This window comes from Streptomyces sp. NPDC002817 (assembly GCF_053592055.1).
In genome coordinates this window covers 1-14138 of the sequence record NZ_JBSFUY010000016.1, presented here as the reverse complement: position 1 = coordinate 14138, position 14138 = coordinate 1, and the positions used below count along the sequence as shown (strand labels likewise).

11 protein-coding genes are annotated in these 14138 nt (G+C 70.8%); 6 read left to right on the top strand and 5 right to left on the bottom strand.

Annotation, left to right across the window (positions count from 1 at the left end; genetic code table 11):
* Nucleotides 1-18 precede the first annotated feature (18 nt).
* Both ACWD3I_RS27145 and ACWD3I_RS27140 read left to right on the top strand, forming a co-directional pair.
* Entirely contained in the window at nt 19-1512 is a 1494-nt protein-coding gene (locus ACWD3I_RS27145) for a 3' terminal RNA ribose 2'-O-methyltransferase Hen1 (RefSeq protein WP_365411871.1), read from the top strand.
* Nucleotides 1509-4052 carry a polynucleotide kinase-phosphatase gene (locus ACWD3I_RS27140; protein ID WP_365411874.1) on the top strand — a complete coding sequence of 848 codons (2544 nt, stop codon included), beginning with the start codon at nt 1509-1511 and terminating at the stop codon, nt 4050-4052. Before ACWD3I_RS27145 ends, ACWD3I_RS27140 begins: the two co-directional genes overlap by 4 nt.
* 3 nt (nt 4053-4055) lie before the next feature.
* Here ACWD3I_RS27140 and ACWD3I_RS27135 read toward each other — a convergent pair whose 3' ends face one another.
* Both ACWD3I_RS27135 and ACWD3I_RS27130 read right to left on the bottom strand, forming a co-directional pair.
* On the bottom strand, nt 4056-4946 hold the full coding sequence (locus ACWD3I_RS27135; RefSeq protein WP_365411877.1) for an NAD(+)/NADH kinase: 891 nt from the start codon (nt 4944-4946) through the stop codon (nt 4056-4058).
* Nucleotides 4943-5947, bottom strand: a complete 1005-nt coding sequence (locus ACWD3I_RS27130; RefSeq protein WP_365411880.1) for an SPFH domain-containing protein — start codon at nt 5945-5947, stop codon at nt 4943-4945. Before ACWD3I_RS27130 ends, ACWD3I_RS27135 begins: the two co-directional genes overlap by 4 nt.
* A gap of 118 nt (nt 5948-6065) precedes the next feature.
* Here ACWD3I_RS27130 and ACWD3I_RS27125 point away from each other — a divergent pair, with 118 nt between their 5' ends.
* Together ACWD3I_RS27125 and argF are read left to right on the top strand one after the other, a co-directional pair.
* Entirely contained in the window at nt 6066-7289 is a 1224-nt protein-coding gene (locus ACWD3I_RS27125) for an arginine deiminase (protein WP_365411883.1), read from the top strand.
* 82 nt (nt 7290-7371) lie between these two features.
* Nucleotides 7372-8379: an ornithine carbamoyltransferase gene (argF, locus tag ACWD3I_RS27120; protein WP_365411886.1), complete on the top strand. Its 1008-nt coding sequence runs from the start codon at nt 7372-7374 to the stop codon at nt 8377-8379.
* Nucleotides 8380-8382: 3 nt separating this feature from the next.
* Here the strand turns inward: argF and ACWD3I_RS27115 are convergent, their stop codons facing one another.
* On the bottom strand, nt 8383-8835 hold the full coding sequence (locus tag ACWD3I_RS27115) for an ATP-binding protein (protein WP_046263104.1): 453 nt from the start codon (nt 8833-8835) through the stop codon (nt 8383-8385).
* A 287-nt stretch (nt 8836-9122) separates the two neighbouring features.
* On the opposite strand from ACWD3I_RS27115, the gene ACWD3I_RS27110 reads away from it, so the two are divergent.
* Nucleotides 9123-9950: an enoyl-CoA hydratase family protein gene (locus ACWD3I_RS27110; RefSeq protein ID WP_365411889.1), complete on the top strand. Its 828-nt coding sequence runs from the start codon at nt 9123-9125 to the stop codon at nt 9948-9950.
* Nucleotides 9935-12319 carry a bifunctional salicylyl-CoA 5-hydroxylase/oxidoreductase gene (locus tag ACWD3I_RS27105; protein ID WP_365411892.1) on the top strand — a complete coding sequence of 795 codons (2385 nt, stop codon included), beginning with the start codon at nt 9935-9937 and terminating at the stop codon, nt 12317-12319. The genes ACWD3I_RS27110 and ACWD3I_RS27105 overlap by 16 nt, the downstream gene beginning before the upstream one ends.
* A gap of 20 nt (nt 12320-12339) precedes the next feature.
* On the opposite strand, the gene ACWD3I_RS27100 is transcribed toward ACWD3I_RS27105, so the two are convergent.
* Together ACWD3I_RS27100 and cysD are read right to left on the bottom strand one after the other, a co-directional pair.
* Nucleotides 12340-13569, bottom strand: coding sequence for a sulfate adenylyltransferase subunit 1 (locus ACWD3I_RS27100; RefSeq protein ID WP_451084196.1), 1230 nt, complete (start codon nt 13567-13569; stop codon nt 12340-12342).
* Nucleotides 13570-13571: 2 nt separating this feature from the next.
* The coding region (gene cysD / locus ACWD3I_RS27095; RefSeq protein ID WP_451084195.1) for a sulfate adenylyltransferase subunit CysD at nt 13572-14138 on the bottom strand (567 nt) is incomplete at its 5' end.

Here is a 14138-nt window from a genome sequence, read left to right as displayed (position 1 = left end):
CCCAGAGGTGTAACCACCGTGTTCCTCACGATCAGTACCACCGGCACATCCGAACGCCCGGCGACCGACCTCGGCTTCCTGCTGCACAAGCATCCCGAGAAATCGCAGGCGTTCTCCACGTCCTACGGCAAGGCGCACGTCCTCTACCCCGAGGCGGATGCCGAGCGCTGCACGGCCGCGCTGTTGCTGGAGGTCGACGCGGTGGCGCTGGTCCGGCGGGGCAAGGGCAAGGGCCGGGGCGGCGCTCCCGACGCGGCGCTCGCGCAGTACGTCAACGACCGGCCCTACGCCGCGTCCTCGCTGCTCGCCGTCGCGCTGAGCGGGGTGTTCTCCAGCGCCATGCGCGGGGTGTGCAACGCCCGCCCCGAGCGGGCCGCGCAGCCGCTGCCGCTGCGGATCGAGGTGCCCGCGCTGCCCGCCCGTGGCGGCCCCGACCTGGTACAGAAGCTGTTCGAGCCGCTCGGCTGGACGGTCACCGTCGAACCGGTCGCGCTGGACACGCAGTTCCCGGAGTGGGGCGACTCGCGGTACGTGCGGCTCGTGCTGGAGTCGCAGACCCTGACTCTCGCAGAGGCCCTGCGTCACCTCTACGTCCTGCTGCCCGTCCTCGACGACGCCAAGCACTACTGGGTCGCCTCCGACGAGGTCGACAAGCTGCTGCGGGCCGGTGAGGGCTGGCTGCCCGACCACCCCCAGCAGAAGCTGATCACCAGCCGCTACCTGTCGCGCCGCTGGTCGCTCACGCGAGAGGCGATGGAACGCCTGGAGCTCGTACGGCTCGCCGAGGCCGACGACAGCGAGGTCGAGGAGATCGACAACGCCGTCGAGGCGGAGACCGAGGACGAACAGAAGCCGACCCCGCTCGCCGTCCAGCGCCGGGACGCCATCCTCGCCGCCCTCCGGACGTCCGGCGCCTCCCGTGTGCTCGACCTCGGCTGCGGGCAGGGCCAGTTGGTGCAGGCGCTGCTCAAGGATGTGCGGTTCACCGAGATCGTGGGCGTCGACGTGTCGATGCGCGCGCTCACCATCGCCTCCCGGCGGCTCAAGCTGGACCGCATGGGGGAGCGGCAGGCCTCCCGCGTCAAGCTCCTTCAGGGGTCGCTCGCCTACACGGACAAGCGGCTCAAGGGCTACGACGCCGCCGTGCTCAGCGAGGTCATCGAACACCTCGACCTGCCACGGCTGCCCGCCCTGGAGTACGCGGTCTTCGGCGCCGCCCGCCCGCGGACCGTCCTCGTGACGACCCCGAACGTCGAGTACAACGTGCGCTGGGAGACCCTTCCGGCCGGCCATGTCCGGCACGGCGACCACCGCTTCGAGTGGACGCGGGAGGAGTTCCGGACCTGGGCCCGGGCGGTGGCCGAACGGCACGGGTACGACGTGGAGTTCGTACCGGTGGGGCCGGACGACCCCGAGGTCGGACCGCCCACCCAGATGGCACATTTTGAATTGAGCACAGCTGAGATGAGCACAGCCACTGTGAGGACCGAGAAGGAGGCGAAGGCGGCATGACCGAGAACCAGACCAAGGGGCGCGTGCTGCCCGTCACCGACCTCTCCCTGGTCGTCCTCGTCGGCGCCTCCGGTTCCGGCAAGTCCACTTTCGCCCACCGGCACTTCAAGTCCACCGAGATCATCTCCTCGGACTTCTGTCGCGGCCTGGTCTCCGACGACGAGAACGACCAGGGCGCGACGAAGGACGCCTTCGACGTGCTCCACTACATCGCGGGCAAACGGCTCGCCGCCGGCCGCCGTACGGTCGTGGACGCGACCAGCGTGCAGTCGGACTCCCGGCGCCAGTTGATCGACCTGGCCAAGCAGTACGACGTCCTGCCCATCGCCATCGTCCTCGACGTGCCGGAGAACGTGTGCGCCGAGCGCAACGCGTCCCGCAGCGACCGGGCGGACATGCCGATCCGGGTCATCAAGCGCCACATCCGCGAACTCCGCCGCTCCATCCGCCACTTGGAGCGCGAGGGGTTCCGCAAGGTGCACGTCCTGCGGGGCGTGGAGGACATCGAGAACGCCACCGTCCGCACCGAGAAGCGCTTCAACGACCTCACCCACCTCACCGGCCCGTTCGACATCGTCGGCGACATCCACGGCTGCGGCTCCGAACTGGATTCGCTGCTGGGCAAGTTGGGCTACGTCGACGGCGTGCACCCCGAGGGCCGCACCGCGGTCTTCGTCGGCGACCTCGTCGACCGCGGCCCGGACAGCCCGGGCGTGCTGCGCCGCGTGATGTCGATGGTGAAGTCCGGCAACGCCCTGTGCGTCCCCGGCAACCACGAGAACAAGTACGGCCGTTACCTCAAGGGCCGCAAGGTCCAGCACACCCACGGGCTCGCCGAGACCATCGAGCAGATGGAGGGGGCGTCCGAGGAGTTCCTCGCCGAGGTGCGGGAGTTCATCGACGGACTGGTCAGCCACTACGTCCTCGACGGCGGCAGGCTGGTCGTCTGTCACGCCGGGCTGCCGGAGAAGTACCACGGCCGCACCTCGGGCCGGGTCCGCTCGCACGCGCTGTACGGCGACACCACCGGGGAGACCGACGAGTTCGGCCTGCCGGTGCGCTACCCGTGGGCAGAGGACTACCGGGGCCGGGCGGCCGTGGTCTACGGCCACACCCCCGTCCCGGAGGCGACCTGGCTCAACAACACCATCTGCCTGGACACCGGCGCCGTCTTCGGTGGCAAGCTCACCGCGCTGCGCTGGCCGGAGCGGGAGCTGGTCGACGTACCGGCGGAGAAGGTCTGGTACGAGCCGGCGAAGCCGCTGAAGTCGGAGGCGCCGGGCGGACACGACGGCCGGCCGCTGGACCTGGCGGACGTGCACGGCCGCCGTGCGGTGGAGACCCGGCATCAGGGCCGTGTCGCGATCCGTGAGGAGAACGCGGCCGCGGCCCTCGAGGTCATGAGCCGTTTCGCGGTGGACCCGCGGCTGCTGCCGTACCTCCCGCCGACCATGGCTCCGACCGCGACCTCGCAGGTCGAGGGCTATCTGGAGCACCCGGCCGAGGCCTTCGCGCAGTACGCGGCGGACGGGGTCGCACGGGTCGTGTGCGAGGAGAAGCACATGGGCTCGCGGGCGGTGGCGCTGGTGTGCCGGGACGCGGAAGCGGCACGTAGGCGCTTCGGCGTGGACGGTCCGACCGGCTCGCTGTACACCCGCACCGGTCGCCCGTTCTTCGACGACGAGTCGGTGACGGAGGAGATCCTGGGCCGACTGCGCGCGGCCGTCACCGAAGCCGGTCTCTGGTCCGAACTCGACACGGACTGGCTCCTGTTGGACGCCGAGCTGATGCCGTGGTCGCTGAAGGCGTCGGGGCTGCTGCGTTCGCAGTACGCGGCCGTCGGTGCCGCGTCCGGGGCGGTGTTCCCGGGTGCGCTGGCCGCGCTGGAGGGTGCCGCGGGGCGGGGCGTCGAGGTCACCGACCTGCTGGGGCGCCAGCAGGAACGGGCCTCGAACGCGGCCGCGTTCACGGAGGCGTACCGGCGCTACTGCTGGACGACGCAGGGCCTGGACGGCGTACGCCTGGCCCCGTTCCAGATCCTGGCCGTGCAGGGCCGCAACCTGGCGTCCCTGCCGCACGACGAGCAACTGGCCCTGCTGGACCGCCTCGTGGAGCACGACGGCACGGGCCTGCTCCAGACCACCCGTCGCCTCTACGTCGACACGGCCGACCCCGAGTCGGTCCGGGCGGGCGTCGACTGGTGGCTGGAGATGACCGGCCGCGGCGGCGAGGGCATGGTGGTCAAGCCGCTGGGGGCGGTGGTGCGCAGCGAAGAGGGGCGCCTGGTGCAGCCCGGCATCAAGTGCCGCGGCCGCGAGTACCTCCGGATCATCTACGGCCCGGAGTACACCCGCCCCGACAACCTGACACGGCTGCGCGGCCGCTTCCTCAACCACAAGCGCTCGCTCGCGATCCGCGAGTACGCGCTCGGCCTGGAGGCACTGGACCGGCTGGCCGAGGGTGAGCCGCTGTGGCGGGTGCACGAGGCGGTGTTCGGGGTGCTGGCGCTGGAGTCGGAGCCGGTGGACCCGCGGTTGTGACGGTCAGCCGACCAGTCTCAGCCGCTCCGCGCACACCCCCACCCGGACGCTCTGGCCCCAGGTCAGCTCCAGGGCGTCCGACTCCATACCGTCCCCGAACGCGATCAGCCGTTCGGACTCGACGGTGAGGTGCAGGGCGGCCGACGCCGGCAGTTCGCCGGCCACCAGTGAGGTACCGGTGGCCGGCGAGGGCCAGGCCTCGCGGACGAACCACAGCAGGCGGTCCTCGGTGGGGCGGGGCAGCGGCAGATCGCTGCCCCGCTCCTGCCACACCGACCGCACCCACCCCGTCGCGCCCGTCCCCGTGCCCACCAGCACCCCGGAGGAAGCCTGGGCCTCGGCGACACCCCCGTGGTCGTCGAGGCCCAGGCGGTAGCGGGCGGTCTGGTGGCCCGGGGCGCCCAGGTAGATCTCGTTGAGGGCGACCAGACGCTGGCTGTCGTCGGCGACCGCCTCGACCATGGTGAGTTCGTCGACCGGTGGGGTGCCGGACGTCAGGAGTTTCGCGGCGTCCTGGGGGCGATGGCGTACCAGCACACCCGGGTTGCGGCCGGGGTCGGTGTCGATGCCCAACACCGGTTGCCCGGAGAGGTACTTGGCCGCGTTCGCCACCAGTCCGTCCTGGCCGACCACGACCACCACGTCCTCGGGTGCGAACAGGAAGCGGTCCAAGTCGCCGCGCTCCACGCGTGACTGACGCCAGGTCAGGGGAATCGCCGCCGTGACCTCCGCGAGCGCGCGTCGCGTACGGCGGTGGCGCTCGGCCACCTCCTCGATGTCCCGGCCGCGGGAAGAGAGGAAGAAGGCGGCCTGGCCGTGGGTGCCGTGGTGGGCCACCAACTCCTCGTACTCCGTGGTGCGGTGGACGAGGACGACCCGCGGGGCGAGGCTCACGTGCGGTCCTGCGTGCCCAGCTTGGCCAGCAGTCCGGTCAGGACGTCCGGCGACACCGTCACGCTGTCGATGCGGGGGAGGTTCTCGGCCAGCCGGCTCGCGGTGAGCGCGTGCAGGACGGTCACGTCCACGTCCGTGTGCACCTGGAGCCACGCCGCCTGCGCCTGGGCCCGTGCCGCGCCCACCGCCTGCGCGCTCTCCGCCTCGGCGCGGGCCAGTCTGACCGATCGTGCCGCCTCGGCCCCGGCCCGTACCGCGTCCGCCGCCGCGTGCTCCTCCGCCTCCCGCCGGGCGTTCGTGCCGCGCTGGTCCACCAACTGCTCCTCGCGCCGGGCGAGTTCGATCTGGCTGGCCAGCTCGTTCTCGGCGATCGTCCGCTCCCGCTCGACCGCCACCGCCCGTCGCTCGTACGTCGCCCGGTCCGCCTCCTGCTGGATCTGCTCGCGGGCAGGGGTGCGCAGGGCCCGTTCCACCTCCGGCTCCGGTCGCAGCGCGACCACGCGGACGGCCACCACCTCGATCCCGGTGGCCGGCAGCCGCGGTTCCGTCGCCAGCCCCGCCGTCACCCGCTCCCGCACCGCCGCCACGCCGTCCACCAGCGCCGCCGACAACGGGGTACGGGCCAGCACGTCCAGCGCGTGCTGCTGCGCCGTCTCCGTGAGCAGTGTGCCCAGTTGCTCCAGCGGTGTGCCGCGCCACGCGCCCGTGTCCGGGTCGATCGAGAAGTCCAGGCGGGCCGCGGCGAGCGCCGGGTCGCTGATCCGGTAGGTCACGGTCGCCTGCACCGCCACGTCCTGGAAGTCGGAGGTGCGGGCGTGGAAGGTCATCGCCAACTCCCGGTCGTCGACCGGTACTTCGGAGAGCGCCGCGGTCAGGGCGCGGAACCAGAAGCTCAGGCCCGGCCCGTCGTGCAGGAGCTGTCCGCCGCGGTGGTGCCGCACGTGCGCGGTCGGTGCGCCACGCAGATGGCGCCAGCCCAGGCGCCGGGTGATGTCTGCCACGAGACCCTCTTTTCGTCTTGACGACGATAACCGTGCGTACTGATTATCGTCAAGAGGACGAGAAAGGGAAGTGGTCAAGCGGGGGGTGAAGACGGTCGCCGATGGTCAGGATGGAGTCATGGGATTCCATGTCGACTCCGAGGCCGGGCGGCTGCGCCGCGTCATCCTGCACCGGCCGGATCTCGAGCTCAAAAGGCTCACCCCCAGCAACAAGGACGCCCTCCTCTTCGACGACGTGCTGTGGGTGCGCCGGGCGCGCGCCGAGCACGACGGGTTCGCGGACGTGCTCCGCGACCGCGGGGTCGCCGTCCATCTCTTCGGCGACCTGCTCACCGAGGCCCTGGCGATCCCGGCGGCCCGCACCCTCGTCCTGGACCGGGTCTTCGACGAGAAGGAGTACGGCGTCCTCGCCACCGACCACCTCCGCGCCGCCTTCGAGTCACTGCCCGCGCCCGAACTGGTCGAGGCGCTCGTCGGTGGAATGACCAAGCGGGAGTTCCTGGAGGCCCACGAGGAGCCGGTCTCGGTCCGCTTCCACGTCATGGACCTCGACGAGTTCCTCCTCGCCCCCCTCCCCAACCACCTCTTCACCCGTGACACCTCCGCCTGGATCTACGACGGCGTCTCCGTCAACGCCATGCGCTGGCCGGCCCGGCAGCGCGAGACGGTCCACTTCGAGGCGATCTACCGGCACCACCCCCTCTTCCGTGACGAAGCGTTCCGCGTCTGGAGCGAGGGGCAGGCCGACTACCCGTCCACCATCGAGGGCGGGGACGTCCTCGTCATCGGCAACGGTGCCGTCCTCATCGGCATGAGCGAGCGGACGACACCCCAGGCCGTGGAGATGCTCGCGCACAAGCTGTTCGATGCCGGGTCCGCCCAGACGATCGTGGCCCTCGACATGCCCAAGCGCCGCGCCTTCATGCACCTCGACACCGTGATGACGATGGTCGACGGCGACACCTTCACCCAGTACGCCGGCCTCGGCATGCTCCGCTCGTACACCATCGAACCGGGCGTCGGCGACAAGGAGCTGAAGGTCACCGACCACCCGCCGGAGCACATGCACCGCGCGATCGCCGCCGCTCTCGGCCTCGACGAGATCCGCGTCCTGACCGCGACCCAGGATGTGCACGCCGCCGAGCGTGAGCAGTGGGACGACGGCTGCAACGTCCTGGCCGTCGAGCCGGGCGTCGTCGTCGCCTACGAGCGCAACGCCACCACCAACACCCATCTGCGCAAGCAGGGCATCGAGGTCATCGAGATCCCGGGCAGCGAGCTGGGGCGGGGGAGGGGCGGGCCGCGCTGTATGAGCTGCCCGGTCGAACGGGAGGCCGTATAGAAGTACACGCGATCGCATATAAATGCCGAACGTCGTATAGACTTCCAGGAGTACCTGTCACTCGCATCTCTGGAGCGCCCCCATGGCGACCGTCCCGACCGCCCTCGCCGGGCGCCACTTCCTCAAGGAGCTCGACTTCACGAGGGAAGAGTTCCTCGGTCTGATCGAGCTGGCCGCCGAACTGAAGGCGGCCAAGAAGGCGGGCGCCGAGACGCAGTACCTGCGGGGAAAGAACATCGCGTTGATCTTCGAGAAGTCCTCGACGCGCACGCGCTGCTCCTTCGAGGTCGCGGCGGCCGACCAGGGGGCCTCGACGACGTACATCGACCCCTCGGGCTCGCACATCGGCAAGAAGGAGTCCACGAAGGACACCGCGCGGGTGCTGGGGCGGCTCTTCGACGCGATCGAGTTCCGCGGCGACGCCCAGAGCACGGCCGAGACGCTCGGAGCGTTCGCCGGCGTACCCGTCTACAACGGCCTCACCGACGACTGGCACCCCACCCAGATGCTCGCCGACGTCCTGACGATGACCGAGCACAGCGGCAAGCCGGTCGAGGAGATCGCCTTCGCCTACCTCGGTGACGCCCGCTTCAACATGGGCAACTCCTACCTGATCACCGGCGCCCTGCTCGGCATGGACGTCCGGATCGTCGCCCCCAAGTCCTACTGGCCGGCCCAGGACGTCGTCGAGCGGGCCCGGGAGCTCGCGGTGGCCAGCGGGGCGCGCATCACGCTCACCGAATCCCTGGCGGAGGGCGTCGCGGGCGCCGACTTCGTCGCCACGGACGTCTGGGTCTCCATGGGTGAGCCCAAGGAGGTCTGGGACGAGCGGATCACCGCGCTGGCGCCGTACGCCGTGACCATGGACGTCCTGCGCGCCACCGGCAACCCGGACGTCAAATTCCTGCACTGCCTGCCGGCCTTCCACGACCTGGGCACGAAGGTGGGGCAGGAGATATACGACTCCCACGGCCTGGAGAGCCTGGAGGTCACGGACGAGGTCTTCGAGTCGGCCCACTCGGTCGTCTTCGACGAGGCGGAGAACCGCCTGCACACGATCAAGGCGGTACTGGTGGCGACGCTGGCCTGACGGCTACGCGGGCCGCCACTGCGACGGCACCGCCGGCAGCCTGAACCACACCGCCTTGCCGGACTCGGTGGGGCGGTGCCCGCAGGACGAGCTGAGTGCGCGGATCAGCAGCAGGCCGCGCCCGTGCTCCTGCCAGGGGTCCGGCTCGGTGTCCACGGGACGGGTGAGGTTGCCGGGCGGCGCCGGGTCCGGGTCGTGCACCTCGACCTGGCAGCCGCTGGGCAGCAGCTCCACGACGAGCTCTATCGGGGCGTCCCCGGCGGTGTGCTCCACGGCGTTCGCGACCAGCTCGGCCGTCAGCAGCTCAGCGGTGTCGCTGTCGGCCCCGTGCTCCAGCTCGGCCAGCGCCGTGCGGACCAGCGCACGGGCGACGGGCACGGCCGCTGCGGAGTGCGGCAGCGCGATGCGCCAGGAGGCGGAGGCTGAGGGGCGATCTTGCAAGGCGGTTCCGTTCATGAGCAGGCTGTCCTGCTTTCAACCTTATGAATGGTACGGCGCCGCCCGGCAGAGGCATCCGACGGGCACCGTACGGGACCTTCGACCCCGTTACCGGGCGGCTTACCCCTCACAACGCCTTCCCTCGCACGGCTGCTCCCGCCGTAGCCGCTCTGTCGACGAGCCGTGACAGATGTGACCGGTCCAGGTCACATCCGTACGGTGTTATCGCGCACTCGTGACGACAGTCAAAGATGAGTGATAGCTTCGAAGGGTAGAGCGCACCTCATCTGGGGAGGCCGCACCGCATGAGTCCCTTCACCGGCTCCGCCGCCCGCACCAACCGCTGGGAACATCTGCGCGTGGAGGTCGCGTCCGGCGTCGCCACCGTGACCCTCGCCCGCCCCGACAAACTCAACGCGCTCACCTTCGGCGCCTACGCCGACCTGCGCGACCTGCTCGCCGAGCTCTCCCGGGAGCGGTCGGTGCGCGCCCTGGTGCTGGCCGGTGAGGGCCGCGGATTCTGCTCCGGCGGCGACGTGGACGAGATCATCGGCGCGACACTGTCGATGGACACGGCCCAGCTCCTCGACTTCAACCGGATGACCGGGCAGGTCGTGCGGGCGGTACGGGAGTGTCCGTTCCCGGTGATCGCGGCGGTGCACGGCGTGGCGGCGGGCGCGGGGGCGGTACTGGCCCTGGCGGCGGACTTCAGGGTGGCGGACCCCACGGCCCGGTTCGCCTTCCTCTTCACCCGGGTGGGTCTGTCGGGCGGCGACATGGGCGCGGCGTACCTGCTGCCCCGGGTGGTGGGCCTCGGCCACGCGACCCGCCTGCTGATGCTGGGCGAACCGGTGCGGGCACCCGAGGCCGAGCGCATCGGCCTGATCAGCGAGCTGACGGACGAGGGCGGGGTGGACGAGGCGGCCCAGACACTGGCCCGCCGCCTGGCCGACGGCCCAGCACTGGCGTACGCCCAGACGAAGGCACTGCTGACGGCGGAACTGGACATGCCGCTGGCGGCGAGTGTGGAACTGGACGCGTCGACGCAGGCCTTGCTGATGAACGGCGAGGACTACGCGGAGTTCCACAAGGCGTTCACGGAGAAAAGGCCTCCCACATGGCAAGGACGGTAACCGTGGCTTGCCCAGGGGCACGGGGCTGTGCTGAATCTCCGGCCACCGCCGCGCGGGCGCGACCAGCCACAGACGGCCGACAGTCGCCCTCTTCGCTGAGCCACCCCCTACGAGTCGCGATCATCGGCGGCGGCCCCGGCGGCCTGTACGCGGCAGCGCTGCTGAAGCGCCTCGACCCGGCCCGCGAGATCACCGTCTGGGAACGCAACGCCCCCGACGACACCTTCGGCTTCGGAGTAGTCCTCTCCGACGAAACCCTGGGCGGCATCGAACACGCCGACCCCTTCGTCTACGAGGCCCTCCAGCAGGACTTCATCCGCTGGGACGACATCGACATCGTCCACCGAGGCACCCGCCACACCTCCGGAGGACACGGCTTCGCCGCCCTCGGCAGAAAACGCCTCCTCGAAATCCTGCACACCCGCTGCCACGACCTCGGCGTCGACCTCCGCTTCCGCACCGAGGCCCCACCCGACCTCGCGACCACCCACGACCTCGTCATCGCCGCCGACGGAGTCAACAGCACCACCCGCGAAACCCACGCCCAAGCGTTCCGCCCCCATGTGACCACCCACCACTGCCGCTACATCTGGCTCGCCGCCGACTTCGCCTTCGACGCCTTCCGCTTCGAGATCGCCGAGACGGAACACGGCGTGATGCAGCTGCACGGCTACCCGTACGCGGCAGACGCCTCGACGGTGATCGTCGAGATGCGTGAGGAGGTCTGGCAGGCGGCCGGCTTCGACGAAGTCACCCCGCAGGAGTCGGTCGAACGCTGCGCCAAGATCTTCGCGGACGCGCTCGGCGGCAGGTCGCTGCGCTCCAACAAGTCCGCGTGGACCACCTTCCGTACGGTCGTCAACGAACACTGGTCCCACGGCAACACCGTCCTCCTCGGCGACGCCGCCCACACCGCGCACTTCTCGATCGGCTCGGGCACCAAGCTCGCGGTGGAGGACGCCCTCGCCCTGGCCGCCTGTCTGGAGGAACAGCCGACACCGGAGCAGGCGTTGGCCGCCTATGAGACGGAACGCAAACCCGTCGTCGCCTCCACGCAGCGCGCCGCCCGCGCCAGCCTGGAGTGGTTCGAGAACCTCGGCCGCTACCTCGACCAGCCGTCCCGTCAGTTCGCCTTCAACCTGCTCACCCGCAGCCGCCGCGTCACCCACGACAACCTGCGGCTGCGCGACGCCCGCTTCACCGGAGCCGTGGAGCGCGAGTTCGGCTGCCCACCCGGTACGCCCCCGATGTTCACCCCGTTCCGGCTGCGCGGCCTGACCCTGCGCAACCGGGTCGTGGTGTCCCCCATGGACATGTACTCGGCGACCGACGGCCTCCCCGGCGACTTCCACCTCGTCCACCTGGGAGCGAGGGCGCTCGGCGGCGCGGGTCTGGTGATGACCGAGATGGTGTGTGTCAGCGCGGAGGGCCGTATCACCCCCGGCTGCACCGGCCTCTACACCGGCAGGCAGGCCGAGGCCTGGAAACGGATCACCGACTTCGTGCACGTCCAGGCGCCCGGCACCGCGATCGGCGTCCAGCTCGGCCACAGCGGCCGCAAGGGCTCGACCAGGCTGATGTGGGAGGGCATCGACGAGCCGCTGCCCGACGGCAACTGGCCCGTCGTGGCCGCGTCCCCGATCCCGTACGGGCCCGGCAACCAGACCCCGCACGAGCTGACCCGCGCCCAACTCACCGACCTCCGCGAACAGTTCGCCGCCGCCGCCTGGCGAGCTGCTCGGGCCGGCTTCGACCTGCTCGAACTGCACTGCGCGCACGGTTACCTGCTGTCCGGATTCCTCTCCCCGCTCACCAACCGCCGCACGGACGCCTACGGCGGCACCCTCGCGAAGCGGCTCCGGTTCCCCCTCGAAGTCTTCGACGCCATACGGGGCGTGTGGCCGGAGGAACGGCCCATGACGGTCCGGATCTCCGCCACCGACTGGGCGCAGGGCGGCACGTCCGCCGAGGACGCCGTCGAGATCGCCCGCGCCTTCGCCGCGCACGGCGTTGACGCGATCGACGTGTCGACCGGGCAGGTCGTGGCGGACGAACGGCCCGAGTACGGGCGGTCGTACCAGACGCCCTTCGCGGACCGCATCCGCCATGAGACCGGCGTCCCGGTGATCGCGGTCGGCGCGATCTCCTCCTGGGACGACGTCAACTCCCTGATCCTGGCCGGGCGTACGGATCTGTGCGCCCTCGCCCGCCCGCACCTCTACGACCCGCACTGGACGCTGCACGCCGCCGCCGAGCAGGGGTACGAAGGGCCCGGCGCCGGCTGGCCGGACCCGTACCGGGCGGGCAGCCGGCGCCCGCAGACCGGACGCACGGACGCCCCCAAGCCCCGCCTGACGCTGGGGACTTGAGGGCGTGCTCGTGAGGGTGTTTACGAGAGCTCGACCATGCCCGCGGTCAGCGTCGCCCCGTCCGCCGGGTCGATCAGGATGAACGCACCCGTGCGCCGTGAGAGCGCGTAGTCGTCGAGCGCCAGCGGCTCGGCGGTGCGCAGGGTGACGCGACCCAGGTCGTTCGCGCTCAACTCGCCGGCGCCGTCGAGGTCCTTGACGATCGCCTTGACCGTCCGTGTCGTGTGCCGCACCAGCACCCGGTCGCCGACCCGCAGGGGACGGTCGGCCAGATGGCAGACGGACGCCCGGACGTCCCGCGTGAGCGCCGGGACATCGACACCGGCCGTGATCATGTCACCGCGCGAGACATCCCGCTGGTCCGCGAGGCGCACACCGATCGACTGCGGCGCGTACGCCACCTCGGCCGGAACGCCGAGCACGTCGATACCGGTGATCTCGGAGCTCTCGCCGGAGGGGTGGACCGTGACCCGGTCACCGACCCGGAGCGCGCCCGACACCAACTGGCCCGCGTAGTGGCGGACTTCGCCGTCGCGGATGACGTACTGCACAGGGAAGCGGGCCGGCGCGTCCGCGGCCTCGACACCGACGGGCACGTTCTCCAGGAACTCCAGGAGCGCCGGACCCCCGAACCAGTCCATGTGCGCCGAGCGGTCCACGACGTTGTCGCCGACGAGGGCCGACACCGGGATCGGTGTGAAGGACGGCAGGCCCAGGTCGGCCGCGTGCCCGGCGAAGTCCTCGACGATACGGTCGAACTCCTTCTCCTCGTACCCGACGAGGTCCATCTTGTTGACGGCGAGGACCACATGCGGGACCCGCAGGAGAGCCGCGATCGCGGCGTGGCGGCGGGTCTGCTCGACCACGCCGTTGCGGGCGTCGACGAGGATGATCGTCAGCTCGGCCGTGGAGGCTCCGGTGACCATGTTGCGGGTGTACTGCACATGGCCGGGGGTGTCGGCGAGGATGAACCGGCGGACCGGGGTGGCGAAGTAGCGGTAGGCGACGTCGATGGTGATGCCCTGCTCGCGCTCGGCGCGCAGACCGTCCGTCAGCAGCGCCAGGTCCGGCGTCTCCTGACCACGGTTGCGGGACGCGTGCGCCACGGCCTCCAGCTGGTCGGTGAGGACCGACTTGGAGTCGTGCAGCAGTCGGCCCACCAGCGTGGACTTGCCGTCGTCGACCGAACCGGCCGTCGCGAAGCGCAGGGTGTCGATGGCGGTGCCGACCATGTCGGTGGTGGCGGTCATGGTTAGAAGTACCCCTCGCGCTTGCGGTCTTCCATCGCGGCCTCGGACATCTTGTCGTCGGCGCGGGTCGCGCCCCGTTCGGTCAGCCGGGAGGCGGCGATCTCGACGATGACGTCGTCCAGCGTCACCGCGTCGGAGTCGACGGCGCCGGTGCAGGACATGTCGCCGACGGTGCGGTAGCGCACCAGGCGCTTCTCGACGGTCTCGCCGTCCTTGGGGCCGCCCCACTCGCCGGGAGTCAGCCACATGCCGGCGCGCGCGAACACTTCACGCTCGTGCGCGAAGTAGATCTCCGGCAGTTCGATGCCCTCGCGGGCGATGTACTGCCAGACGTCCAGCTCGGTCCAGTTGGACAGGGGGAAGACGCGGACGTGCTCGCCGGGGGCGTGCCGGCCGTTGTAGAGGTTCCACAGCTCGGGGCGCTGGCGGCGTGGGTCCCACTGCGAGAACTCGTCGCGCAGGGAGAAGACGCGCTCCTTGGCGCGGGCCTTCTCCTCGTCACGCCGGCCGCCGCCGAAGACCGCGTCGAACTTCTCCGCCTGGATCTTCTCGGTCAGCGGCAGGGTCTG